This window comes from Corynebacterium sp. HMSC034H07 (assembly GCF_001815175.1).
Classification (GTDB): Bacteria; Actinomycetota; Actinomycetes; order Mycobacteriales; family Mycobacteriaceae; genus Corynebacterium; species Corynebacterium hiratae.
In genome coordinates this window covers 1-23023 of sequence record NZ_KV819523.1, presented here as the reverse complement: position 1 = coordinate 23023, position 23023 = coordinate 1, and the positions used below count along the sequence as shown (strand labels likewise).

Below are 23023 nucleotides of genomic sequence, written 5' to 3'. Positions count from 1 at the left end.
CAAAAACGCGAAAAAGACTGTATGGCGGTGGTGCGGTCGGAGAGAAGGCGTGGGGTAGGTGCTGAGGATGTTGACAGGCGTTACACAGGGGATCTGTGAAAGTCTCCGGCGGCGGAGAGTGCATTTATTGAGTGAAGCGCAACATATCGCCGTATTGTTATGAGAGAATTCACACACGTGATATCCCTAAGGAGAACTCATGCAATGGACAAAAGTCGGCGCGAGCCTCGCCGCTGTTGTCGCAGCAGCTGGCCTGACCGCATGCGGAGGAGATGGATCCGGTGATGCGGCGGATGTTGATTTCATCAGTACCAACTCCACCGAACCCCAAAAGCCGCTCATTCCTGCAGATACCAGCGATGTGCCGGGTGCAACGCTCATCGACCTCATCTACTCGGGACTCGTGTACTTCGATGAGAACGGTGAGGTGCACAACGACCAAGCAGAGAGCATCGAGAAGACCGATGACGTGACGTACAAGGTCACGCTCAAGGAGGATGCGGTGTTCTCCGATGGCTCCCCGGTGCGTGCCCAGGACTACGTCGATACGTGGAACAACGCTGTAAAGAACAGCATGCTCTCTGCCTATTTCTTCGAGCCCATCAAGGGCTACGAGGAAGGAGCAGGGAGTATGGAAGGGCTCAAGGTTGTCGATGAGAAGACGTTCACCATTGAACTTGATGAGCCCACAGCGGATTTCGAGACTCGTTTGGGCTATTCCGTCTTTTTCCCCATGCACGAATCAGCCTTCGATGACATCGACGCCTATGGCCAAAACCCAGTGGGAAGTGGACCTTATAAGCTGCAGGAATGGAACCATAACCAGAATGCGATCCTCGTTCCCAACGAGAAGTATGAAGGTGACCGCAAGGCGCAGAACGATGGTCTGAACTTCGTTTTCTATGCCGACGCCAGTGCGGCCTATGCTGACTTGCTTTCGGGGAACCTGGATGTTTTGGACTCGGTTCCGTCCTCGGCCATGGCCAACTTTGAAACTGATCTCGGCGAGCGCGCAGTGAACGAGCCTGCTGCAATTTTCCAGTCCATTACTATCCCCGCCGGGGATGAGAACTTTAGTGGGGAGGCGGGGGCGTTGCGTCGACAAGCACTGTCCATGGCCATTGACCGCGAGGAGATTACCCAGACCATTTTCCAAGGGACGAACACTCCGGCGGTGGATTTCACATCGCCTGTGCTTAACGACGGTGCCACAGACATCCCTGGCAACGAGGTCCTGACCTATAACCCGGACAAGGCGCGCGAGCTGTGGGCCAAGGCGGAGGAGATGAAGCCATTCAAGGGGCCGTTCACCGTGGCGTACAATTCCGACGGTAGTCACAAGGAGTGGGTCGATGCTGTCGTGAACTTCATTCGAAACACCCTTGACATTGATGCGCAGCCAGCGCCGTATCCGGATTTCAAATCGCTGCGCGATGAGGTCACGAACAAGACGATCGAGGGTGCGTTCCGCACCGGCTGGCAGTCGGTATACCCGTCGCCGTCGAGCTTCTTGGAGCCGCTGTATGCCACAGGTGCTGCGACTAACGACGCCGACTATTCCAACCCCGAGTTTGATTCGCTTCTGCAGAAAGCGGCGGCGGCAGCCAACGAAGAGGAGAGCGTTGAGCGGGTCAACGATGCCCAAGCGGTACTCATGAAGGACCTTCCAGCAATCCCGCTGTGGTACACCAACTCCACTGGTGGCTACTCCGAGCGTGTCGATGATGTGATCTTTACGTGGAAGTCGAAGCCGCTGTATTACAAGGTGACTCTGAAGTAGATCGATACACGTCCTGCTACGTGAAAAGCGCTCCTCAACGATTGGTGGTGAGGAGCGCTTTGTCGTGAGCTTTTGGAGCTATTAGAAGGGCAGCTTGATGCCCAGGGGCTTTGCCACGCTCGGAGCGACAGCAGCGATGGCGCCGATGACGCCCAAGACAGCAGCGACGATGGCAGCGATGCCAAGATCGGTCGGCTCGCCGTCCTTGGAGCTGAGGGCTTCATCAAAGGAGCTGGACTCATTGGTGCCGGTCGGCGCCTGCGAAGGCTCATCCGCTGGCTCTGCGGGCTTCTCCGTCGGGGTGGTCGGCGTTGTCGTCGTCGACGTCGTCGAGCTCGGCGGGTTCTTGGCCAGAGACTCCTTGATTTCAGCGGCTGCGGTGTCCTGCTTGCCACAGGCAGCGGCGTTGTCCTTGGCAATCGCCATGACCTCGGCGCGGTCGAGGGTCAATTCTTCATTGTCAGTGGCGCGCCAGAGTCCGAATTCCTCCTGCTTGAAGGTGTGCTCGGTGTCCTCGATGGTGGTGGTGAACTCTTCGGCTGGAGCCCAGCAGAAATTGATCTCGGTAGCCGAGGTGTTGGTGGCGTTTGTTGTGGACTCGTCGGCGGTGGCGATGGTCGAGCCAATAACACACAGAGAGCCTGCCAGGGCGGTGGTGGCGAGAGCGAGTGAAGCCTTCTTCATGGGATTCTCCTAGAAATAGAGCGAAGGAAAGTGAAAGATAGAAAACCCTTGGTGTGCAGGGGCTATTCAACTATATTAACGCTACCTCAAGCGCTAAGCACAAAACCGCGAGAACCGCGTTCCTCCAGGCTCTTCAAGGTAAGGCCTGGAGGCACGCGGGGAACGCGGCGCAGGGACTCTTAGATAAAGAACTTGCGGCGGGCGGCGAAAGCACCAGCTGCAATCATGGCTGCGATGGCCAGTGCGGCGAGGCCACGAGCAACGGTGTTGGAACCGGTCTCAGCGGAGATACCGCGCGACTGTACCTGGGACTTCTCGGCGGTGCTTTCGGCAACCTGACCACCCTGGGCGATGACCTCGTCCTTGTTCTCCTTGAGCATCTGCTCGGAAGCGGCCTTCTCCTCGGCACTCGGGGCGTCGTTCTGGGCTGCCTCCTGGGACTTCACGTAGGTCTTGCCGTCCTTGGCCAGGTACCAGGTCACGCCACCGATAACGAGGGCGGCCGGCAGAGCCAGCCATGCCAGCTGCTTGGCGTCGAAATCGGAATCCTCGGCGGAACCGGCCGGGGGCTGGGAGCCGCCCGTCGGATCGGTCTCTCCAGAAGGAGGAGTAACAGGCTTGTCCTTGTCCTCACCGGCCCCCGGATTCTCGTTGCCGGTCTCGGGCTTCTCGCCGCCAGCCTCCGGCTTCTCCGGGTCATTCTTAGGAGCATCGCTGCCGTTGTCGATCGGGTAGTCAACCTGGGACGGGCCGGCCGGCGCCGGGTCTGGGTTGGCCGGTGCAGGGGCGTTGTCCTGAGAGTCCTCATCAACCGGGGCTGCTGGATCCTCGGCGGGGTTGTCGGCGGGGGCTTGCTTTTCCTGCAGGCGCTCCCATGCAGCTTGTGCCTGTTCTGCGGTGAGGGAGACGGAGCCCAGTGGATTGGTGCTCTTGTAGGTGCCGTCAGCCTGGCGCTGGTAGGTAGTGCCATCGAGTTCGAACTCAGCCGGCGCCGGAATCTGTGCAGAGGCAACGGCGGTGCCGCCCAGTGCGAGGGAGCCAGCCAGTGCGGCTGCGGTCAGAGTGCGGTGGATGCGCTTCATGTGTGTCTCCTAGTGGGTTTGTGAGAGGTAGTTCATCAGACCAGAACCACAATAGTCACAATTCTCACATCAGTCACAGGGGTTACAATGTGGTAATCCGCAACTTTCGGGATGGAAGTCCCGCCACGCATGCCGAGTGTTCGATCGCTACGGGGTATCGTGCTGGGGGTTAAAGCGGCTGGTCATTGCCTAAGAGTCGTGGCTAATGTGGTCCTGCTGGTTGTGCGAATGTTCGACAATGACCTGCGTAAACAGGCATCCCCCCGTTATTGGGTAAAAACAGGCGGAGCCTAGTTCTGGGGCGCAGTCTCAGGTGCGGTTGTTACGCCCTCAAACTGCCAGCCCACCACCGCGTTGCGCACTGCAGAAGCCAGTGGGTTGGCCGGCTGAATGCAGCTGATGGTGAGCAAGCGGCCGGGTTTGGCATCGGTGCCCCAGATGCTCTCGTCCTGCTCAAGGCCCTCCTTGGAGGGATCGTGCAGATCTGTTGCGGTATACACCAGCCACTGCTCGCCGGAATTCTGCGTGCGCAGATACAGCTTGTCGCCCACCGCAGCCTTGTGCTCATCGGCGCGGCCGTCGTAGAGGTTATTGAATACCGCCGGCACACCCGCGCCCGTGTGACCAGCAATGACCACGATGTCCGGCGAGTCCGTTCCGGGCAGCGAATAGGGCTTGTCCTCTGCGGTATAGGTACAGGCCTTATTCATGGAGTCCGGGTTGATCTTATTGTCCTTGACCCGGCAGGAACCTTCCTCGAATTTTGCGCGCACATCAATCGCTGGGATGTACATCTCCACCGCGGGGGAGGGCTCGATGACGGTAGCAGGCTCCGTTGCTACTTCTGTGGGCTGCGGTGCGGGTGTGTCTGGTTCCTGATTGAGCTTGAGCGCGGCGATAATGCCGACCAGCACCACCGCCACAATGGCTACGAGGTGGAGGCCACGGCTGTCGCTGGGCTTGCGATGGCGCGCTGTGACCTGGTTTGACCGGCGTCGTGGGCGGTGGGGCTGCTGCTTGGCGACGGCCCCCGCGCGGCCGTACGAGGAGCGGCTTCGGCGGCGGGCGCGTTCTGCGCGGAGATCGATGCGGATTCCCTCTTCCGGCAGACGGTAGTTATCGCGCCGCGCCGAGTAGCGAGAATCCATGGTGTGCTCCTGAGGGATAGATGATTAGAAAAATACAGTACTACCCGACGGCAAGCTGATAGCGCAGCGCATAGGTGATAAGCCAGTGGGTGGACATGAAGTGGCCGTCGACAAGCTGCGGCCGCGCGCTGGCCACCAAGGCTTCGGCGCGCGGCAGGGCCGAGGCGTCGAAATGCTCGGCGAGCTCAACAATCATCCACGCCCTTGTGAGTGCCAGGCCGTAGAGATGGGCTAAGCGGCCATCGGTCGGGTCGAGTACTTCTGGGATATCGGTAAGGAAATCCAGTGCTTCGGCGCGGTGGGGGAGGAAACCGTCGAACCACTGCGGGAAGTCCGGGAGAACGCGCGACATGAGCAGAGCCTCAGATAATCCGTTAGAGAGGAAATCGTGCCCGGACAGCTCCCACTCGAGTGGGTAGGCGCGGTCATCGCCGAAAAGGCGAACCGCAGCCTTGCGCACCGAATCCGCCAGCGAATCCTGCCCGATCTTCTCCGCGGCCTCGAGGATGAGGAAAAGGTTGAAGGCGGTATTGGAGTGCATGCCGTGGAGTACTGGTTGGTTGAGTGAACCGAGCCAGTCGTGGCAGTGCTGCGCGGTGAGCTCGACGAGCTTGTCCATCGATTCGCTGGGACGGATGGAGGCTAGTTGCAACAGCCAAGCGCGCCCGTAGGGCATCTCATACCCGGGGTGTTCGACAAGGTAGTTGTATTCGATGGTGAGGGCTTGGGGGCTGAGGCGATCGTCGAGGAGCGTGGCAAGACTGGTGGGAGACTTGGGCCCGAGCATGGTATCCAACAGCGCCCCGGAATACTGCATGTGGACGCTGGAATGCCAGTCGAAACAGCCGTAGAAACTGGGGTGCAGCTCGCGTGGGCGCACGGTGCAATCATCAGCTGAGCTGCTCGTGTGGTGCATTGCGGCGGGAAATTCGCGCTCGAGGGCGTCCACAATTGTCTCCGCCCAGGTTTTGGCCCAATTCTCTAGCGTGGTCATGCGTCAAGTATGACAGAGACCCCGGACATCTATCACGACCTGCAGTTTCGTGGTTGTGTGCTACAGGGAAAGTGCAGCCTTCAACTGCGGGAGGAAAAACTCTGCTGCTTTAGCAAGCCCAGCCACCGCCGCGGTGACGAGAGCAACGACGCCACCGGCTGCGAGCAGGGAGAGGCGCTTTTCTTTCGCGTCAATCTGTTCAAGTTCGTGCTCATGCTCGTCGCGCAGCGCGTCTTTGACGTTGATATCCATGTTGAACTCGCCCCATGCCTGGGAGGCGGACCGATATTCCTCTTCGGCTGCTTTTATCTCTTCCGCTGAAGCGCCGGAGTTCTTTAGCTCTTCCAGCTTGAGGCGGGCGTCTTCAGCGTTCTGCCACATCTCTTTAGCCCGGGCTTCATCTTCTTCAGATGGCTTGTACTCTTCGGCCCCGTCTGCCTTGCTGCTAAATGCGCTGAAGCAGTCTTCGCGCAAGCACCGAGAGGATTCCACGTTGAGCTCCTGTGCCGTCGCAGTAGGAACCGCTACGAGGCCTGCGGCGATGACTGTTGCCATTCCAAGGCCGGACCGGCGATGCCACGAATTCATAGAAGTCTCCTTCAATAGGGAAAGTAGGGAAGCGGCTTTACTGTATCGCGGGACGCGTCCGAGCGCTGAAAAATGGGAGGGTTCTGTTGGTCAACAAACCATTCTTTCCTGACTGTATAGCCAGAATTCGGCTGGTAATTTTCGAGGCAGTCGAACAAAGGAGCGATTGTGTGAGTTATTGTCTTAGCTTCTTTCTAATGTGTAAAGCAGACATTTGAAGCGTTGGGGAATCGGTTCATTGTGGGGCGCAAGGGTGTCCACAGCATAGGATGCAGTTCACAGAAGAGGACTGCTGCACAACTCACGAGGGGGAGCCATGAGGTTCTTAGAACAAAAGCCGACAACTTTTAGTAAAGGGCAGATACATCGAATAGGCAGTGCGCTGCGCGCTGGGAAAGAGATCGATGAGGGGCTATACCGGCTCATATTGGTTCAACAGTCTGCCTTATGCGACCATCTTGAGTCCTTGGCCGTATCAGCATTGAGTAAATCGGGTGTGCCACTGGAGCGTTCGACAAATGCCGTTGTGGAGCCGGATTCGAATCGTTTCTTCGTAGGATCGAGGGTTAAGACCCGGCCAGTGCTTGTTGAGAAACTAAGGAGAATGCCGAGCTTTCCGCTGGAGAGCATCCACGATTTTTCGGGAGTGCGAATGGACTTTGATGTCTCGCTTTCGGAGCAAACAAGAGTCGCTGAAATACTTGCCCAAGACCTTGAAGAGCAAGGCGCTGCTCGCGTCAAAATTCAGGATATGAGAGAAAAGCCGCACTCTGGGTATCGGGCGATCCATCTGCACATTTATTCTCCGGCAGGCCGTGCCGAGTTCCAACTACGCACAGCACTCCAATCACGATGGGCCAACCTCTACGAACTGGCTGGTGACTTATACGGTCGGGGCATTCGATACTTGGAGTTTGGTGAGCAAGTACCGCGGCAATTCAATACCCAGGTCCGCTCACTCCATGAGCTTTCAGACGTTGTGTACAAAGTGGAGAGGTATTTCGATGCGCTTTCCCCTCCGTTTGCCGAGCATATCCTCGAAACAGTAGGGCTGCGTGAAGCCCGTTTATTGCGGCAAAAGACTTCTACGATGTTGGATAGATTCATTAGTCGGCTCGACAAGAGATGGGCAGACAATGGGTCGGAAAGGAGCGAATAGCATGCCGGCTTTTCTCATCAAGTATCACCGCCCGACGGGTGCATTGAATGTTACCGAGTTTGGAACCTTGACTGAGGCAACTCTTGCCCGTCATGACCTTGATCAAATCAACGATGACCCCGATGTTGAACTCGTTGCTATTGGTGCTACGAACTTGGAATCCGTCCGGCACACGCATGCGCGTTACTTCTTCCGTGAGAAAACCGCGCCGCCGTACCCTTTTGTGGCTTAAGTCCGGCGGCTCTGAATAGCGCTGCGAGAAGAGATTAGCTGCGCAGGATCTTCTCCATGGCCTTGCCTTTGGCGAGCTCGTCAACGAGCTTGTCCATGTATCGAATGTTTTGTATCAGCGGGTCCTCGATGTCCTGCACCTTGTATCCGCAAACGCTCCCGGTGATAAGTGAGCGGGACGGGTTGAGATGTGGTGCCTGTTCGAAGAATTCCTCGAGGGTGACCTTCTCCTCTCGCGCCCGCTCTAAGCCCTCAACTGAATAGCCAGTGAGCCAGGAGATAACTTCGTGGAGCTCGTTGACAGTCCTGCCTTTGCGCTCTACTTTGTTGACGTAGTGCGGGTAGATGTCGGCGAAGGGCACGGAAAAGATGCGGTGGGACATAGGGGCGCAGTATATCCATTGTTGCTGGTTTAGCCGTGCCACAGCGTGGAAATGGGCATTGCCCATAGGTTCTTGCCCATTGGTAGGACGTCTTTGCCCGTATACAGGACGATTCCTGCGCGGAAGGAAGCGCCTGCAACCTGCTGAAGATAGCGCAGGCCGGCAAAGTCTTTCGGCTGGATCGACATCGCAGCTTTGACTTCGATGCCAACGATGTCCCGGGATCGCGATTCCAATACGAGGTCCACTTCTTTGCCAGTGGACGTACGAAAGTGGAAGAGGCGATAGTCAATCGAAGACCAGGCCTTCTGCTTCAAGAGCTCGTTGGCGACGAAAGCTTCACAGATACCTCCAGTGATCGTGCTGGAGATATTCATCTCCAAAGCCTCTGGATCGAGTCCTGCAAGGCTTGTAGCAAGTGCGGTATCCGAAAGAAAGACCTTGGGCTTAGAAATTGCCCGCTTCTCTAGATTGGTTCCCCAAGACGGCAACTGGTTGAGCAAGAATACGTCACTCAATGCAGTCACATAGGTAGGGACCGAGCGTTGAGGAATATCGAGCGCGCGCCCAATGTGTGCAGCTACAAGCTCCGCAGTTCCTTGTGCCGCCAACTTGTTGAGAAGATTGCTCAAGCGGTCGGGGAATTGAATGCCGTAGAGCTCGGCAGCATCCTTCGACAGTACTCGTTCAATGTAGGCGTCGAACCAGCGGTGCTGTCGCCGCCGGCTAGCATCTCTAAGCCCTGGGAAACTCGGTGTGCAGAAGAGCTGAAAGTAGTCACTCCGGGAAGGAGTAAACGTGGGATTCAGCCCTGAATCCCCTAATGACCACACCCGTCCGGCAAAGTCATCGTAGATGCCCAAGCGTTCACCCACGCTAAGGCCGTGAAGGCGGATTGTTTCTGCACGGCCAGCGAGCGACTCTTCAGCTCCTGTGAGACTGAGGAGATTCGACGACCCGGTGAGGATAAAGCGTCCTGGTCGTCGATCTTCTTCGAGTGCGCCTTTGACTGCGCGAAAGAGCTCGGGCGCGCGTTGAATTTCATCAATTGCTAGTGTCCCCTCGGGGATCTGCCTGACAAACCCGTCTGGGTCCTCTTGTGCAGATGCCAGCGAAGCGCTCTCATCAAGATTAAAGAACCTATGCTCTTTATCTTCGAGCAATTGATGAACGAGGGTGCTCTTTCCTACCTGGCGTGCGCCAGAAATGGTCAGCACAGGCGTATCCGACAGGATTTCCTCCGCCAGATCTTGTGCGTTTCTATGTAGAAAAGAATCAGTCATGACAGTCAATCTACCTGCGATGTTGCGGTTCTGCAAGGCTCTCGTTGCCGTTTTGCAAAGAACTCATTGCCATTCTGCAATTCCCGCGTTGCCGTTCTGCAAGGGGGCCGTTGCCGTTCTGCAATGCTTGCGTTGCCGTTCGATCACGCTATGAAACGCTGAAAAGAGGGCACCCCTCAGCCGTCGTAAAGCAGCGCGAGGGGTGCCCTCTGTGGCGGGGCCTGGGGGAGGTGAGCTAGTTCAGTTAGTTCCAGACGGGGGCGTCGCCAAGCTGCAGCTCGGAGTAGCGCGCCTCCGGAACGGTGGCGGAGTAGGGCTTGCCCACAGCCTCCCATTCCTGATCAGCGTTGCAACGTACGTCCTGGCCGTCAGTGTCGAGCATGGTAAAGCCCCACACCAGCTTGCCCTGGGAGTTCGCCGGCAGCGTGTACGGGCCGACCTTTTGGTCAAGCTTCCAGTGCTGCTCGTGAACGTAGGTGAAACCGTAGGTCTGGGTGAGCACCTTGGCCAGCTCGTCTTCGCCCTTGATGGAGCCGGAGATCTCGATCGTCTGCGTGCGCGCTTGGGTCACGGTGTGGCTGACCGGAACGGGCTCATCGTTGCGGTTGGCCACGCTGGTGGCATCCGTCTGCTTGAACCAGCGGCGGGTGGCGGTGACATAGGTGCCGTTCTCACCGGGTGTTGCGCAGTGAGTGCCCGGCTTGTGGTCCTCATTCCAGCGCTGGGGCAGCTCGAAGTCCCCGCCGAAGTCCGCGGCGTGGGCAACGGGAGCGGCCGCCAGCAGGCTCAGCGCAGCGAAAGCGCTCGCGGCAGTGCGCGCGATGGACTTCTTCAGCACGACTTAGCCCCAATCGTTGTTGTCGCGGGTGGAGACCTCCACGTGGCGCTCCTTCGGCAAGGTAGCGGTGAAGGTCTCACCGTTGGCCTGCCAAGTGTTATCGGAACCGCAGATGGTCTTCTGGCCCTCAAAGTCGGAGACAACCCAGCCAGCGCGCATGACGGCGGTCTTGCCCGGGGCGATGTTGTACGGGCCGACCTGCTCGCCGACCTCGTAGGACTGGGAGTCGGTGTAGCTGGAGGAGAAGGTGAAGTTGATCAGATCCAGCAGCTTGAAGTCCACGCCGGCGGAAACGTTCCAGGTCTTGGTCTTGGTTTCCTTGATGGAGCGGGTCACCGGCAGCGGCTCATCGTTGTAGTTGGAGATGGTCCAGGAGCCAGCGGAGCCGTCGAAGTAGGTGCGCTTGATCTCTACTGTCTGGCCGGTATCACCCGGGTTGGTGCAGTGCTCACCAATGGTGGTCGGGTTAGCCGGGCCCAGGTCACGTGCCGGAAGAGCGTTGGCGGCTGGGGTAGCGATCAGGCCGCAGGCGATGGCCACGGCGGCGGTGGTGGAAGCAATCTTGGTCTTGAACATGTGGGTGTACTCCTTGGATGAAAAGTAGGGAAGTGCTTAGTAGATGGTTTGGGTCGGAACAGGAAGGTTGCGGTACTCCTCCGGGGTGACGTCCTCGGTGCGAGTGGAGCCGTCCTTGCCCGTGATGGTGGCCTCCGCCCAGAAGCCGCTGGGAGCGGTGGTTTGCTTGTAGTTGGAGGTCAGGCTGTATTTTCCGTCCTTGCCGCAGTGGATTTCGCGGTAGTTGATGCGGGTCATGGTGGTGCCGTACTCCACGCGCACGCGCTCACCAGGGGCCAGGTCGATGTGCTGCAGCTCGGTTCCCACCGGCATGTAGGCGCGCTTGACCGCGCCGACGGATTCCAGCCAGCCCTTCGGAATATCGCCGCGGTTGCCCTGCCAGTTGGTGTAGGGGGCGTGCTCCGCGCCGACGACGAAGTCAGTAACCGGTGCATACTCATAGTCACCCTTGGACCAGTTGAGGAAGTCCGTGGAGTAGCCCGGCTTGCGGAAGGTCGGCGCCACCGCGGTGATATCCAGCGGGTACCAGGAGCTATCGCGGCCCTCGCAGGTCTCGCCCTCCTTGGGCCAGGAGGGATCGCGCTGCAGTTCCTCGGAAGGCTGCATGATTTCATCCTTCTTCGGATCCGCAATCTTTTCCAGACTGGGGCCAGATACGGAGGTGTAGTTGCCCTCGATGGGCTTGGAGTTCGCGCCCGGGGAGCGGGAAGGGATCTCCATGGCCAGGTCCGAAACGGAGCCGTCCGCCTTGATGATGTAGGCAAAGGCATAGCGCTCGGCCGGGCCCTTGCCGCGGATGACGTTGGCACCCGGCATGTTCTCTAGGCGGTCGTCGTTACAACCGACGAACATAGAGATGAAGTCCTTTTCCATCACGCCGTATTCCACGCGGAAGGACTCGCCCGGCTTGAGCGTGATAGGGCCGAAGGTTTCCTTCTCCTGCCAGCCGTTGCTTAGCTTCAATCCGATATCGGACTTGGCCGTGGTGTCCCACCCGGAAGGCATCGTGGCCTTGGAGTTGGCTTCAATCTTGTGGTTGGTGCCCGTTTCTACCGAAGCGGTATAGGGCACTTCTTGGTCAGTGGTGTTCTTGAACTGCAGGGTACCGTCGCTCAAGTAACGGCGGCCGGTTTCGGCAAAGTGCCACTCGGGTGTGGCGTTGTCTTCGCCTGCTGCGCTGCAGCTCTTGTAGAGGTTAGTAATGGGGTAGGCCTGTGGCATGGGCGGAATGTCGGCCGCCTGTGCCGCAGGGGTAATGCAGGCCGCGGCTGCCGCCAGCGGTGCAAGCGCACGCAGTCCCTTAATAAGCACCTGTGTACCGTCCTTATATTTTGTTAAAGAGTAAGGAAAGATTCATAAAATCTGGGTACATCTTAGGAGGCGCTGGGTAGTCCGGCAATAGGTTTGTGCGGGCCTTCAAGGAAAAGTTAGGGGTGTAAAGTAACTTCCTTCCAGCCTTTTGACCTTTCGTTCACAAACTTGTGATTACCCAATATGGAGGGTAGTCGCACGCCGGGGAGGCGGCTTTTGTTCTTAGAACAGGTCCCAGATGGTAATGCCCAAAATGACTGAACCCAGGGCAAAGACAAAGTAATTCCATGGGTCATTCCGGAATTTCTTGTACTCCTTGACCTTGTGAAACATGTACACCGGCAGCAAGAAGATGAGAATTGCATCAAACACGCCGCCCACCAGGTAGATGAGATTGAGAATCGGCGGATTAAACACGGAGACCGCAGTGCCGGTGATGAAAATGAAGACGTAGACAATGGTTAGCAATGTACGTCGGTTGACCCGGTTTGCTGTACGCGGAGCCAGCAGGCCAACCATGTAGGCGGTACCTTCTTCTGCGCCGAGCATTGTTCCAAAGTAGGAGGTCACGATGGCGAAGATGACAATTAATGGGGCCAACACGGCCAGCGCGTGAACTCCGGTGACATTGGCAAAGTAGGACAACACCGGAATGTTTTGCTCGGAAGCCTCCCGCATACCGTCAGCTCCCAGCGCCAAAACGCATGACCAGACAAAGAACATGGTGAAGATGACCAGCAGCGCGGCCGTGTAGAGCTCAATGCGCGAGACTTGCTTTTCGGTGTTCTTGCCGTAAGTGGATTGCATATCCACTGACATTTGCGATAGCGCCGCCATGTGGGAGAAGGAGAAAGCCAGTACGGGGAGAATAAGAACGGCGCCGAGCAAGATATATGACCAGCTTCCGTCTTTGTAGTCCACGTCCAGGAAGGAATGAAAATCCCACTGGGGGATGAGGTAGATCGACGTTGCCGCAAGCGAAATGATGAGCGGATAAACCAGAATTTGTGCCAACCAGAGCATAGGTTTGCGCCCGATAGCGAAAATGCCGGTGAGAGTGCCCACGCACAGCACTGAAAGAACCCAGCGGTTGATGGAAGGTCCATGGAGCTGGTTAACAATGAAGCTGTCGATGGCATTTGTTACGGAGATGGCATAGATGAATACCGTGGGGATGTTGGCCAGGGAGTACATCAACGCCACGAACAAACCTGTGTTGCGTCCAAGGTACTTGCGCACCAGTTCCAAGATGTCCAGCCCGTAGTCCTGGGTGGGTGCACCGGCGACAATGCGGGCATAAGTGCGGTGGGAGAAATACACCAAAGGGAAAATGATCACCGTGGCGAAGGCGAGCGGCCAGAAGCCAAAGGCTCCTGCCTGTAGCGGCAGGAAGAGGATTCCGGCACCCATCGCGGTGCCAAAAAGCGCAAGAACCCAACTCAGCGCCGTGCCTTCGGACTTCGGTGGTGTGCTCGCAGACTGTGTGGAATCCCCCGGGTCGGTGGTCTGTGCAGTGGTGTCGGCTTTGGACGAAGTCATAAAATACTTTCTAGTAATCGACGGCCTCGCGGACAATTGGGCAGGTCATACAGTGCCCGCCTCCTCGGCCGCGCCCCAGCTCTGCCGAGCCGATCTCCACTACCTCAATGCCGGCAGCCCGCAGCTTCTTGTTGGTGTGCTTGTTGCGGTCATAGGCCACCACCACGCCAGGTTCAATGGCCACGACGTTGTTGGCATCATCCCACTGCTCACGCGCAGCGGTATAAACGTCCCCGCCGGTTTCAATGACCTCGAAGCGTCCAATACCGAGTGCCTGGGCAACGACATCGAGGAAGGAGTCGGTGGGCAGTTCGACGTCGAAAGGCGCCGTGCTTGTGGAGGGATGCAACACGATGGGCCGGATGGTGTCCACAACCTTGGGGTAGGCAGTGACCTTATCGGCATCCAGGAAGGTGAGCACGGTGTCCAAGTGCATCGAGGCGCGGTCAGCGGCCATGGCGGCGATGATGATCTTCTCCGCCGCACCTTCCTCGAAGAGCCGCATGGCCAGCTGGCTCACGCCCTGCCACGTGGTGCGCTCGCCCATGCCGACCAGCACGATGCCCTTACCAATCGGCATGATGTCTCCGCCCTCCAGAGCCGCCAGCCCCGGCTCTTCATCGGTATTGCCGTACCAGAATTGGAAATCTGCCTGCGCAAACCGCGGGTGATAGTTGTAGATAGCCCGGGTCAGCAGCGTTTCCTGGTGGCGTGCCGGCATGCGCATGGGGTTGAGGGAGACCCCACCATAAATCCACGCCGAGTTATCGCGCGCGTACTGTGTGTTGGGCAGAGGGCGCAGCGCAAAAGCGGACGGCCCGTAGACCTCACGCATGGCGTCGATGGTTCCGTGGCCTAAGCCCTTCGGGATTTCGGCGAAGGGCAGCCCGCCGATGAGAAGTTCGGCCAGGCGTGCCGTGGGCATCTCATTGAACCAGTGGCGCAGCTCGCCACCGATGCCCGCGCCGACGTTCTTATCCAGCAGCTTGTAGTCGAGGATGAAATCCCGCCCGCCTGGGGTATCCAGGGTCTCTTCTAAAAGCTTGTGCATCTCCAGCACTTCGACGCCGTAGCTGCGCAGCTGGGCGACGAACTCCGCGTGATGCTTCTTGGCTTCGTCGACCCAGAGGACATCGTCGAAAAGCAGCTCGGCGCAATTGTTGGGAGTAAGCCTTTCGTGCGCGAGCCCCGGCGCACACACCATTACTTGGTGAAGCTTGCCGACCTCGGACCAGACGCCCAATGGGGGAGTTGCCATCTGAGTGAACCTTTCTTTGCGTGCGGTGCACCGTGTTAGTCACGTGGTAGTGAGAGGTGGCACCGCAAGAGGTGATTGTGAACTAGGTGACAATTCTAAGATAAGTTTGAACTTTTTCAAGCTCCCGCCAGTGAGGAAAAGACCACGTAGACGCAGGTTTTGCGGCTGTGTGCATACTATTATCCGCGTTTATTCACACGGTCCTGGCGTGCGCATGGTGCGGTTTCACGCCACGCTTGCCGACGCCCCATCCCTCCACCACTGCGACAACACCCGCGCTGGCAGGGGCGGCATTGCCTGGTGAGCTAGATGAATAATTTTGAAAGGAATGGAAACTCTGCCCGAATAGTAGAGAAGTAAACGCTTGGGGGTAGTTGTGGCGTGCAGTCTCCGGGGCGAGCGTGTGCTCACTATTGGGAGTCGAAGTCTTCGGCTATGAGACTCGCTGCGTGCTCGCGGAGGTAGTCGCGTAAGTACGGCAAGGCGAAGTCGACTTCGCCGTGGCCCGTGGTGGTGATCATTTCGGCGTCGAGAAGCCGGCGGCGATAGTTGCCTACATAAGAATCAGTCTTATTGAAGCGTGCCTTGATATCCGCCATCTTGGAAGGGCCATCGCTTTGGGTCATGTAAACCAAAAAGCTTCGGTCGACGGGGGAGAGATCCGAGAGTGCGGGCTCATGAACAAGTTGGCCGAGCTTGCGCTGTGCAGTTGCGACTCCGCGCCGGGCAGCGTCGACGGAGATTTCGGCGCCTCCATCCGACGTGCGTTCCTTTTCCCTGAATGAGCACTGGCCGACTAGCTGAATCATGAATGGATATCCATGGCACGCTTCAACCGCGGTATCCAATGCATCCTGTGACCATGAGGTGGCGGCGCTGTGAAGGGGCTCGGCAAGTGCTTCACGAACATCCGAATCGGAGACCCTGCCTAGCTCAATGCGGTTGGCGCGGCGAAGAAAGGTTACTGGATTGGCATCGCCGCGACTGTTCAGCTTTCCGGATAGCAACGGTCTAATTGAAGATGGGATGCCCGCCATGACAACGGAGATGTCTTCACCTTCGCGAACCAGATGCTGAATTGTGCTGCCGAACTCTATGAGCTCCTGGCTGCGTTGGTGGTGCATCTCATCTAATGTCACGAGCACACCACCGGGTTCTTGGCGGGATTTTCGGTCGAGTTCGCGCTTATAAGCCAGTAAATCCTTTAGTGCATTGCGCAGTGAATAAGTGGACTCTGCAATAGCTCGAGTATCCCAATTGAGCCCGCCTCCAATGCCGAGGATGGAGACGTTGAGGCCTTTGAGCTGCTTCCTCTCCTTAGCCAAGAGCTGAATGATACTGCTGCGCAAGCGCTCTACAAAGCCGGCCGTTGCAGTGTCACTGAGCGTGAGCCAACCGCGCTCGAGCGCTTCGTCTTCGAAGGCGTTAAGAAGGACTGTCTTTCCGATGCCGCGAGGGCCGATGATGAGCGAGATCCTCTCATGGGCGCCGGGGCCCTCATCGAGCGCGAAACCGAAATCACGAATGGCATCACTGCGGCCAACCAGCAATGGGGGAGTGGCGCCGAGGGTAGCCGTAAAAGGGTTGGTGTGTTTCGGATTCATGGCACTCACTCTAGACCACAAAGCTTTTGAAGTCTTGTGAAGTTTATGAAGTTTTTGAATTTTTTGAAGTTTATGAAGAGCTGTGAAGTTTGAAAGAGGGGCCGCACCGATAAGCAATGGGAAGTGGCGGCGCGGCCCCGGAGTGATAGGGAAGAAGGGCGGATTCCCAGCCTTCCGTGTAGGGGCATCGTTGACATTAGGGCTGGGGCTGGACATCGTTGCGAAGAATTCGAACGCGCGGGTCGAACGTCCAGTCGGGCGAAACGGCAAGCTAGCACGTGCTTGGTTAACAGCATTCATGAGCCACGTACTGTAAACGTATGACTCAGGATGCTTTGAAACCTATATCGGAACTGCCCCGTGGCGAGTTTGCCTTCCCCGGCCCGCTTCGCGACGCCCTCGTTACCGCCATCCTGAACGGCACGAAAACCACCACGTCATCCTTGCTGGTTGAGCACCCGCGCGGCCGCGACCCGCGCGAGGATGTGGGCACCCTAGAGGCCGTCCTCGACTCACACGACAACGTGGTGTGCGTCATCCGTACCACCGAGGTCGAGGTCCGCCGGCTTGCCGACGTCAGCGACGAGCACGCCATCGCCGAGGGTGAGGGCTACGCCGACGCCAGCGACTGGCGCGCCGGGCACGAGCAGTTCTGGCGTTCACCCGAGTTCGTTGAGTACATCGGAGAGCTAGATATCAACGATGACACTCAGGTGGTGTGTCAGCGTTTCACCGTTGATGGGCGGTACCCGGTTAGGGCATTGGAGCCGTGGGATTCCTGAAGGGACATGCCCGTGGTCTAGGCGTTTTCGTAGCTCGTGCCCAGCGGTAAGCATCTGGACTATGAATGTTCATCTAGATTTTGCCTCAAGGTCGGGGAACCTCTAGCCGCGTTAGGCAGAATGCCTCTATGCGCAATCGTCACACCATTCTTGCTTTGACTGCTCTTCTTTCTCTCAACGCATCTAACGCTATCGCTGCTGAATCGGACCCAGGTCAGGCGGCAGTAGCGACCGGAGACGTTGTCTACTTCCAGGACATGAAGGAGTTTGAGCCCCGAGCCTGGGATGACGGGAGCCACCAAGGCGGCATCGCCTACCTAGCAACTGCCCTTGAGAATATCCGCCAAGAAGAAGGCGACCCTATCGTCGCCTTTGGTGGAGAACTTGCTGCCGGCAGCCTATTCGGCTCAGTCTTTCGCGGTGAGCCATTTGTCGAGGCTTTTAACGAACTCGGCGTGGACGTCGGCAACTTTGGCAACCACGACTTTGATTACGGCGTGGACCATACTCGTAGCCTTATCGAAAAGGCCGAGTTTCCGTGGATTTCCAGCAACCTGACTACCCAGAATGGCGAGCCGATCAGCGATGACGGGACCACCTTCACTGCTAAATCCGGTGAACTCACCGTCGGGTTTGTTTCTCTTACTGCCGACCTTGATCGAACCGTAGCTGCCAAGGATGTCGTGACGGGGGACTTCGCTGAATCCGCACGCGCCGGGGTTAACAAGCTCCAAGAAGAAGGCGTTGATGCGATCGTTTTGCTGAGCCAGATCTCAAAAGAAGACACCACTCGGGTAATGGAAGAGATTCCCGAGCTTGCAGCAGCGCTGCGTGAAGAAAACGAGGCGCAATCACCGGAAGAAGTAACCTACACCGCAGATGATCGGCCGATTATCGCACCGCGTGCTGATTATGGAACGTTGGTTCACCTCGACGTCACCGTTGACCGTTCCACGCAGAAGACCACGGTGAAGGTAGTGAACCATCCGGTCAATCCATCGCTTCCTGCTAACGAAGAGTGGAAGGCACGCAGCGAGAAACTCTACGGTGAATTAGACCGTCAACTGGGCGAGCAACTTGGTACTGCGACGCAGGCTTTATCAAAAGCAGAACTAGGCCCGTTGGTAGCGGATGCATACCGCGAACATTTCGATACTCAGCTCGGATGGCAGAACGGTGGCGGCCAGCGTGCTGACATGAAAGAAGGGACCTTGACCCGTCGCGATGCGCAATCGGTGCTTCCTTTCGGTAACTCACCAATCGCGATTCAAGCAACGGGCGCACAGATTAAAGATGCACTGGAAAAGGGTATTGAATCTAATCCGGATGGTGGGAATGGCTTCCCACGGACTGCCGGATTCACGTTTGATTACGACATGAATGCGCCATTCGGTGAGCGCGTCAGGGCGATAAAGCTCGATGATGGCACGTCAATGGACATGAATTCCACGTACTCACTGGCCATTAGCAATTACGTGGTGAATGGTGGCGACAAGATCGATTCATTCAGCGATGCGCGTGTTACTTCTACTGGCACGGCAATCGACGTCGATGTCTTCTCCGAGTACATCAAGCGGCATGGTGAGCTCTCACCTTTGAAGACTCCTGATGAGCCAAACGATCCAGCAGACGGTGGGAAGACAGAAGAATCATCGATTGGTTCTTCGCGTGGAGCAGCCGTTGCTATCGGGGTGATCGCTGCACTGGCGGGTGCTTTCATTGCGTTCACTCCCAAGTCTGTACTGGATGGGATTGTTCGCTATCTGAAGACCTTCTTGCCGGGCTCGTGGCAACTAAATCTTCCTTCGGATCACTTCCCCTTGCAGGGACTGCATCAATAACCAGGGTATTTCAGTTCTACGGAGTCATTCCCACGTACCAAAAGAGTGGCTGAGCTGCGAGTGATAAGTTGAGCTTCTTCGTCAATGTGGCATAGACCTTGATGAGGTAATTCTTTTTATCAGCCCAGTCGATACACCTCGTAGTCGCCCGGCACTCCTGCGCCGGGGACGTGCTGAAGTCCGAGCTTCAATGCTAGGGCAATCGACGCTTCATTAGTGGGGTCGATTATCGCAACGACTGGGAGCTGCGGGAAACGCTCGCGCGCATTGGCAACCGCAGCGGCTGCGGCCTCCTTGGCATAGCCCTGGCCTTGCGATTCGGGTGCGAAGCGGTAGTAGAGGTTGAGCACTTCCTCACCGGCTTCTTCGCTATGACGCACGCCGGTAAAGCCAATGGTCGTTCCATCGTGAGTGGACACCACGTAGTAGCCCAGCTGTTTTTCACTCCAATTCTGTTGCCACGAGCGTGCCAGCTCCGCGGCTTCCTCCCTAGTCTTCATAGCCAATTCAGGGCGGTGCTCGTAGGTGCGGGCGTCCGAATGAATGGCAAAGATGGCGTCAATATCGGCATCTGTAGGCACCGACAATGCGAGCCGTGGGGTCTGGAGGGCGAAATCCTGATTCATAGGGGTTCCTTTCATTGAAATTTACAGGACTCCCAGGTTATCCAATCACGCGGTGAAACCCCTTCAATTCCCATCAAACTCATCTGCTTAGTGTCCACTAAACGAGGGTTCCTCACGATCAGCACGCATGTAATACATGTGCATGCAGTGAAGGACTATCGGTCCAGGGGACGTGGCCGATTTTCCGCCCCTCTTCGTCAAGGAGAACTCCCGCCCTCTTGTGGTGTTGCAGGAGGATGCTGCGGCTGACTACGCGAGTCGGTAAGCCGCGGACTACGTCAGATTCCACTTCGTTGGCTTGGCTGAAGGACCTTAGCCATAAGATGACGTAGAGGTTTGCTTCCCCACCTACCAGTGTTGTACACAAGCGCGCGTCTGGAAAGGTCTTGATCTTCGTGACTACCTCGTCGAGCTTAGCCGGCGGGACCAGCAGCCATAGGGCCAGCACCCCAGGCCATTCGTCGTGGAGCGGTGCAGCCTCCACTCGCTGGATAAGGACCCGCCGTGAGAGGAACTGTTTAACAATCCGTCGGGCCTGTGGGTTACCGAGACCCAAAGATGAAGCAATACGCGAGGCGCCGGCTCGTCCATCGCATTCCAACACACGAAGCGTCTTTTCCACGCGTTCGTCGAACTCTACTTCCGGGAACTTGTATTGGTTGGGCGATTTTTCGATTCGGCCAAGGGTGCCGCTGTTCCACTGAGCACCTTCAATCTGGACATCCGACATTAGTGAAATGATTAGTTCGGATATGCCCTCGACCTGTCCTATGGACACATTGAGTACTGGGCGCACGCGGCTCTTGTCAGGAACAAAGACTATGAGCTGAATCTGGTACGCGCCGGTCATCTCACTTACCGACATCACTTCTGGGACCTGACAAAGTTGCTTGGCGACCGCTTCGACGAACCCTGGCTGGCATTTGACCCGCACGCTGAAGCACATCAACCCACGGACCCTATTTGGGTAGGTAGCGATCCAACCGGCTCCCGACTCCACCAGAGCGTGCCAATGTCGCCTCACCGTGGGGCCACTTACCCCAATTGTCCGCGCAATTTCCGCCCAGGGCGCGCGGGGATTGCGTTGAAGGGCATCAAATACCGCGAAGTCCAATTCCGACATCATGGTCTTTCCAGGATCTATCCCAGAGTCCATACCGAACATATTCTCCTGTTTTTAGACGTCATTCAAACAAATAGAGCTTTCAGAAAGTTTATTTAAATAACATACCTCGACAATGTGATCCATGGCATTAACTTGCGCGGATTGCATCTATGTCTCATTTCCGTTTGTCAAGGAGTTCCATGTTTGAGCAAGAGCCGTCTTCGACCAACATCAAGGACTTAGTAGATTCGCTGCAAAGCTACGCCAACCAATTTGCCGACAACCTCGCCGACGTTGCCAAGGATCTGTGGGATCACCCTGAAATCCGTTTCACCGAGTACCACGCCGCTAAGCGCCTTACCGCTGAGTTAGAGGACGCCGGGTTCGAGGTCACCCGCGGTTTCGGAGGCCTTGAAACGGCCTTTGTCGGCAAATGGTCTTCGGCCAGTGCAACCGCCGACTCGCCAACACTGGCAGTCTTTTGTGAGTACGACGCCTTGGAAGAGGTAGGCCACGCCTGCGGCCACAACATCATCGCAGCAAGCGGCTTGGGCGCAGCGAAAATCGCTAAGGCAGATTTGGAAGCCGATGGGAAGACGGGCGCTCACTTGGTGGTTATCGGCAGCCCCGGTGAAGAGGGCGGGGCAGGTAAGGTCCCGTTGATCGAGAATGGGGTGCTCGAGGGGGTTGACTACGCCGTAATGATCCACCCGAGCAACGAGGAGAAGGTCGGGGGAGGGAGCCTTGCTCGCGTCGCTCTCGATGTTGAGTTCAAGGGCAAGGCCAGCCATGCCGCGGCTGCGCCGGAAGACGGGCGTAACGCACTCGACGCAGCAACTCTCTCGCTAAATGCGATCGGCCTTCTCCGCCAGCAGATCAAGGATGATATTAGAATCCACTCGATCATCACTAACGGTGGGCAAGCACCAAATGTAATTCCTGAGCTAACTGGAATTCGGACTTTCGTGCGTGGATCGGACTCCGATTATCTTCTCGAGAGCGTTGTTCCGCGCGTTAAGAATTGCTTCGAAGCTGGCGCTCTTGCCACCGACTGCACTGTGAGCATCACCTCGACTACTCCGCCCTATCTTTCGCTGAAGTCGAACCCGACTCTGGTCACCATCGCTGAAGCAGCGTTTTCGGCTGTTGGGCGCCAGACTACTCCGAACGAACTGTTCTCTGGGTCTACAGACATGGGCAACGTTAGCCAAGTAGTCCCTGCTATCCACCCAATGATCCGCCTGACCCAGGATGCCCCGCCTCATACCCGTGAGTTCGCAGCAGCTGCCGATGGTCCTGATGCAAAGAAAACGATCATCGACGGCGCTTTGATTCTCGCCGCCACCTTGCTAGCCGGTTTCCGCGACCCCGAAGTCGTGGAAGAAGCGAAGCGAACTTTCAACGAATAACACCCCAGCAAACTAAGTAAGGAGTGGCTATGTCTAGCGCTAGCTCCCACTCATCGCCGGTCACCCAAGAAAGTGCGGAAAAGTCATCCACACGCTCGACTCGTCAGTTCGGTCGAGATGTTCTCCGTACGATCGAGAAGGTCGGCAATGCCTTGCCAGATCCCTTCCTGCTTTTTGTAATTCTGGCGTTAGCAGTCATGGTAATGTCTGCGATAGGCCATGCTTTCGGAGGTTCGGTCACCCACCCAGGAACCGGGGAAGACGTCCATATTCGTAGCCTTCTGTCGGGTGAAGGCATCGAGTACATCCTGACTTCGATGCTGGAGAACTTCACCGGTTTTGCGCCCCTGGGACTAGTCCTAGCCGTGATGCTCGGCATTGGCTTGACCGAGCAGGTCGGCTACATTCAGCACGCCGTGCAAAAGACCGTTCGTCGAGTGCCCTTCGCGGCCCTCCCTTACGCGGCGGTTTTCATTGGAGTGATCGGCAACCTCGCTTCCGACGCTGCGATGGTTGTCATCCCGCCCTTGATCGGGATCGTCTTTCACCACGCGGGAAGAAATCCCATTGCCGGTGTCGCTGCAGGCTTCGCCGGTGCGGGCATTGGTTTCACCGCAAACCTCTTTGTTGCCGGTACTGATGCACTGCTGGCGGGAATTACCACCGAAGCCGCGAGAATTGTCGACCCAGAGGCGCATGTAACAGCCGTTGCAAACTGGTACTTCAACGTTGTGTGCGTCTTCGCCCTTACGCTCGTTGGAGGACTCGTCACTGGACCTGACCCCTGTTTGGTAGACACCTG

At 57.2% G+C, this 23023-nt stretch carries 22 protein-coding genes; 7 read left to right on the top strand and 15 right to left on the bottom strand.

What is annotated here, in order from left to right; all coding sequences use genetic code 11:
* The first annotated feature begins 199 nt into the window (after positions 1-199).
* Positions 200-1780, top strand: coding sequence for a peptide ABC transporter substrate-binding protein (locus HMPREF3009_RS04725; protein ID WP_049155877.1), 1581 nt, complete (start codon positions 200-202; stop codon positions 1778-1780).
* 81 nt (positions 1781-1861) lie between these two features.
* Here HMPREF3009_RS04725 and HMPREF3009_RS04720 read toward each other — a convergent pair whose 3' ends face one another.
* The 5 genes from HMPREF3009_RS04720 to HMPREF3009_RS04700 form a co-directional block, all read right to left on the bottom strand.
* Positions 1862-2464 (bottom strand): hypothetical protein, encoded by a 603-nt coding sequence (locus HMPREF3009_RS04720; protein WP_070680360.1) that lies wholly within the window; start codon positions 2462-2464, stop codon positions 1862-1864.
* Positions 2465-2643: 179 nt separating this feature from the next.
* On the bottom strand, positions 2644-3546 hold the full coding sequence (locus HMPREF3009_RS04715) for a hypothetical protein (RefSeq protein ID WP_070680358.1): 903 nt from the start codon (positions 3544-3546) through the stop codon (positions 2644-2646).
* A gap of 290 nt (positions 3547-3836) precedes the next feature.
* On the bottom strand, positions 3837-4694 hold the full coding sequence (locus tag HMPREF3009_RS04710; protein ID WP_070680355.1) for a sortase family protein: 858 nt from the start codon (positions 4692-4694) through the stop codon (positions 3837-3839).
* Between the two features lie 40 nt (positions 4695-4734).
* On the bottom strand, positions 4735-5688 hold the full coding sequence (locus HMPREF3009_RS04705) for a DUF2891 family protein (RefSeq protein ID WP_070517193.1): 954 nt from the start codon (positions 5686-5688) through the stop codon (positions 4735-4737).
* A gap of 60 nt (positions 5689-5748) precedes the next feature.
* Positions 5749-6276: a hypothetical protein gene (locus HMPREF3009_RS04700; protein ID WP_070517195.1), complete on the bottom strand. Its 528-nt coding sequence runs from the start codon at positions 6274-6276 to the stop codon at positions 5749-5751.
* A gap of 316 nt (positions 6277-6592) precedes the next feature.
* Here HMPREF3009_RS04700 and HMPREF3009_RS04695 point away from each other — a divergent pair, with 316 nt between their 5' ends.
* On the top strand, positions 6593-7435 hold the full coding sequence (locus tag HMPREF3009_RS04695) for a RelA/SpoT domain-containing protein (RefSeq protein ID WP_070517197.1): 843 nt from the start codon (positions 6593-6595) through the stop codon (positions 7433-7435).
* Position 7436: 1 nt separating this feature from the next.
* Positions 7437-7667 (top strand): hypothetical protein, encoded by a 231-nt coding sequence (locus HMPREF3009_RS04690; RefSeq protein ID WP_070517199.1) that lies wholly within the window; start codon positions 7437-7439, stop codon positions 7665-7667.
* A gap of 34 nt (positions 7668-7701) precedes the next feature.
* Here the strand turns inward: HMPREF3009_RS04690 and HMPREF3009_RS04685 are convergent, their stop codons facing one another.
* The 8 genes from HMPREF3009_RS04685 to HMPREF3009_RS04650 all read right to left on the bottom strand — a co-directional run bounded on the left by HMPREF3009_RS04685 (position 7702) and on the right by HMPREF3009_RS04650 (position 16458).
* A complete protein-coding gene (locus tag HMPREF3009_RS04685) occupies positions 7702-8049 on the bottom strand; it encodes a DUF2200 domain-containing protein (RefSeq protein ID WP_070517200.1) in 348 nt (115 codons plus the stop codon).
* 29 nt (positions 8050-8078) lie between these two features.
* Positions 8079-9332 carry an ATP-binding protein gene (locus HMPREF3009_RS04680; protein ID WP_070517202.1) on the bottom strand — a complete coding sequence of 418 codons (1254 nt, stop codon included), beginning with the start codon at positions 9330-9332 and terminating at the stop codon, positions 8079-8081.
* Between the two features lie 244 nt (positions 9333-9576).
* Entirely contained in the window at positions 9577-10170 is a 594-nt protein-coding gene (locus HMPREF3009_RS04675; RefSeq protein ID WP_070517205.1) for a hypothetical protein, read from the bottom strand.
* 3 nt (positions 10171-10173) lie between these two features.
* Entirely contained in the window at positions 10174-10746 is a 573-nt protein-coding gene (locus tag HMPREF3009_RS04670; RefSeq protein WP_070517209.1) for a hypothetical protein, read from the bottom strand.
* A gap of 36 nt (positions 10747-10782) precedes the next feature.
* Positions 10783-12057: a hypothetical protein gene (locus tag HMPREF3009_RS04665; RefSeq protein WP_070517212.1), complete on the bottom strand. Its 1275-nt coding sequence runs from the start codon at positions 12055-12057 to the stop codon at positions 10783-10785.
* A 222-nt stretch (positions 12058-12279) separates the two neighbouring features.
* Complete coding sequence (locus tag HMPREF3009_RS04660) at positions 12280-13596, bottom strand: amino acid permease (RefSeq protein WP_070680348.1); 1317 nt, start codon at positions 13594-13596, stop codon at positions 12280-12282.
* 10 nt (positions 13597-13606) lie between these two features.
* Entirely contained in the window at positions 13607-14854 is a 1248-nt protein-coding gene (locus HMPREF3009_RS04655; protein ID WP_070680345.1) for an arginine deiminase, read from the bottom strand.
* Positions 14855-15264: 410 nt separating this feature from the next.
* Positions 15265-16458, bottom strand: a complete 1194-nt coding sequence (locus HMPREF3009_RS04650) for an ATP-binding protein (protein WP_083312709.1) — start codon at positions 16456-16458, stop codon at positions 15265-15267.
* 320 nt (positions 16459-16778) lie between these two features.
* Between HMPREF3009_RS04650 and HMPREF3009_RS04645 the strand changes: the two genes are divergently transcribed.
* Together HMPREF3009_RS04645 and HMPREF3009_RS04640 are read left to right on the top strand one after the other, a co-directional pair.
* Positions 16779-17240, top strand: a complete 462-nt coding sequence (locus tag HMPREF3009_RS04645) for an ASCH domain-containing protein (protein ID WP_046649199.1) — start codon at positions 16779-16781, stop codon at positions 17238-17240.
* A gap of 128 nt (positions 17241-17368) precedes the next feature.
* A complete protein-coding gene (locus HMPREF3009_RS04640; protein WP_046649200.1) occupies positions 17369-19081 on the top strand; it encodes a bifunctional metallophosphatase/5'-nucleotidase in 1713 nt (570 codons plus the stop codon).
* A gap of 119 nt (positions 19082-19200) precedes the next feature.
* On the opposite strand, the gene HMPREF3009_RS04635 is transcribed toward HMPREF3009_RS04640, so the two are convergent.
* Together HMPREF3009_RS04635 and HMPREF3009_RS04630 are read right to left on the bottom strand one after the other, a co-directional pair.
* Positions 19201-19707 carry a GNAT family N-acetyltransferase gene (locus HMPREF3009_RS04635; protein WP_046649201.1) on the bottom strand — a complete coding sequence of 169 codons (507 nt, stop codon included), beginning with the start codon at positions 19705-19707 and terminating at the stop codon, positions 19201-19203.
* A gap of 118 nt (positions 19708-19825) precedes the next feature.
* Positions 19826-20872, bottom strand: a complete 1047-nt coding sequence (locus tag HMPREF3009_RS04630; RefSeq protein WP_070680343.1) for an Lrp/AsnC family transcriptional regulator — start codon at positions 20870-20872, stop codon at positions 19826-19828.
* 140 nt (positions 20873-21012) lie between these two features.
* On the opposite strand from HMPREF3009_RS04630, the gene HMPREF3009_RS04625 reads away from it, so the two are divergent.
* Together HMPREF3009_RS04625 and HMPREF3009_RS04620 are read left to right on the top strand one after the other, a co-directional pair.
* The gene (locus HMPREF3009_RS04625) at positions 21013-22221 is read left to right on the top strand and encodes a M20 family metallopeptidase (protein WP_046649203.1); all 1209 of its coding nucleotides are present in this window, start codon (positions 21013-21015) and stop codon (positions 22219-22221) included.
* Positions 22222-22250: 29 nt separating this feature from the next.
* Positions 22251-23023 (top strand): AbgT family transporter (locus HMPREF3009_RS04620; protein WP_198531115.1); only part of this gene is annotated, 773 nt, incomplete at its 3' end.

What these genes read in the sequence shown, in the direction of transcription:
- HMPREF3009_RS04720 (WP_070680360.1), bottom strand. Translation starts at nt 2,464, where the DNA reads ATGAAGAAGGCTTCACTCGCTCTCGCCACCACCGCCCTGGCAGGCTCT.
- HMPREF3009_RS04685 (WP_070517200.1), bottom strand. Translation starts at nt 8,049, where the DNA reads ATGTCCCACCGCATCTTTTCCGTGCCCTTCGCCGACATCTACCCGCAC.
- HMPREF3009_RS04660 (WP_070680348.1), bottom strand. Translation starts at nt 13,596, where the DNA reads ATGACTTCGTCCAAAGCCGACACCACTGCACAGACCACCGACCCGGGG.
- HMPREF3009_RS04700 (WP_070517195.1), bottom strand. Translation starts at nt 6,276, where the DNA reads ATGAATTCGTGGCATCGCCGGTCCGGCCTTGGAATGGCAACAGTCATC.
- HMPREF3009_RS04710 (WP_070680355.1), bottom strand. Translation starts at nt 4,694, where the DNA reads ATGGATTCTCGCTACTCGGCGCGGCGCGATAACTACCGTCTGCCGGAA.
- HMPREF3009_RS04655 (WP_070680345.1), bottom strand. Translation starts at nt 14,854, where the DNA reads ATGGCAACTCCCCCATTGGGCGTCTGGTCCGAGGTCGGCAAGCTTCAC.
- HMPREF3009_RS04650 (WP_083312709.1), bottom strand. Translation starts at nt 16,458, where the DNA reads ATGAATCCGAAACACACCAACCCTTTTACGGCTACCCTCGGCGCCACT.
- HMPREF3009_RS04645 (WP_046649199.1), top strand. Translation starts at nt 16,779, where the DNA reads ATGACTCAGGATGCTTTGAAACCTATATCGGAACTGCCCCGTGGCGAG.
- HMPREF3009_RS04715 (WP_070680358.1), bottom strand. Translation starts at nt 3,546, where the DNA reads ATGAAGCGCATCCACCGCACTCTGACCGCAGCCGCACTGGCTGGCTCC.
- HMPREF3009_RS04690 (WP_070517199.1), top strand. Translation starts at nt 7,437, where the DNA reads ATGCCGGCTTTTCTCATCAAGTATCACCGCCCGACGGGTGCATTGAAT.
- HMPREF3009_RS04640 (WP_046649200.1), top strand. Translation starts at nt 17,369, where the DNA reads ATGCGCAATCGTCACACCATTCTTGCTTTGACTGCTCTTCTTTCTCTC.
- HMPREF3009_RS04635 (WP_046649201.1), bottom strand. Translation starts at nt 19,707, where the DNA reads ATGAATCAGGATTTCGCCCTCCAGACCCCACGGCTCGCATTGTCGGTG.
- HMPREF3009_RS04625 (WP_046649203.1), top strand. Translation starts at nt 21,013, where the DNA reads ATGTTTGAGCAAGAGCCGTCTTCGACCAACATCAAGGACTTAGTAGAT.
- HMPREF3009_RS04670 (WP_070517209.1), bottom strand. Translation starts at nt 10,746, where the DNA reads ATGTTCAAGACCAAGATTGCTTCCACCACCGCCGCCGTGGCCATCGCC.
- HMPREF3009_RS04680 (WP_070517202.1), bottom strand. Translation starts at nt 9,332, where the DNA reads ATGACTGATTCTTTTCTACATAGAAACGCACAAGATCTGGCGGAGGAA.
- HMPREF3009_RS04630 (WP_070680343.1), bottom strand. Translation starts at nt 20,872, where the DNA reads ATGTTCGGTATGGACTCTGGGATAGATCCTGGAAAGACCATGATGTCG.
- HMPREF3009_RS04725 (WP_049155877.1), top strand. Translation starts at nt 200, where the DNA reads ATGCAATGGACAAAAGTCGGCGCGAGCCTCGCCGCTGTTGTCGCAGCA.
- HMPREF3009_RS04705 (WP_070517193.1), bottom strand. Translation starts at nt 5,688, where the DNA reads ATGACCACGCTAGAGAATTGGGCCAAAACCTGGGCGGAGACAATTGTG.
- HMPREF3009_RS04695 (WP_070517197.1), top strand. Translation starts at nt 6,593, where the DNA reads ATGAGGTTCTTAGAACAAAAGCCGACAACTTTTAGTAAAGGGCAGATA.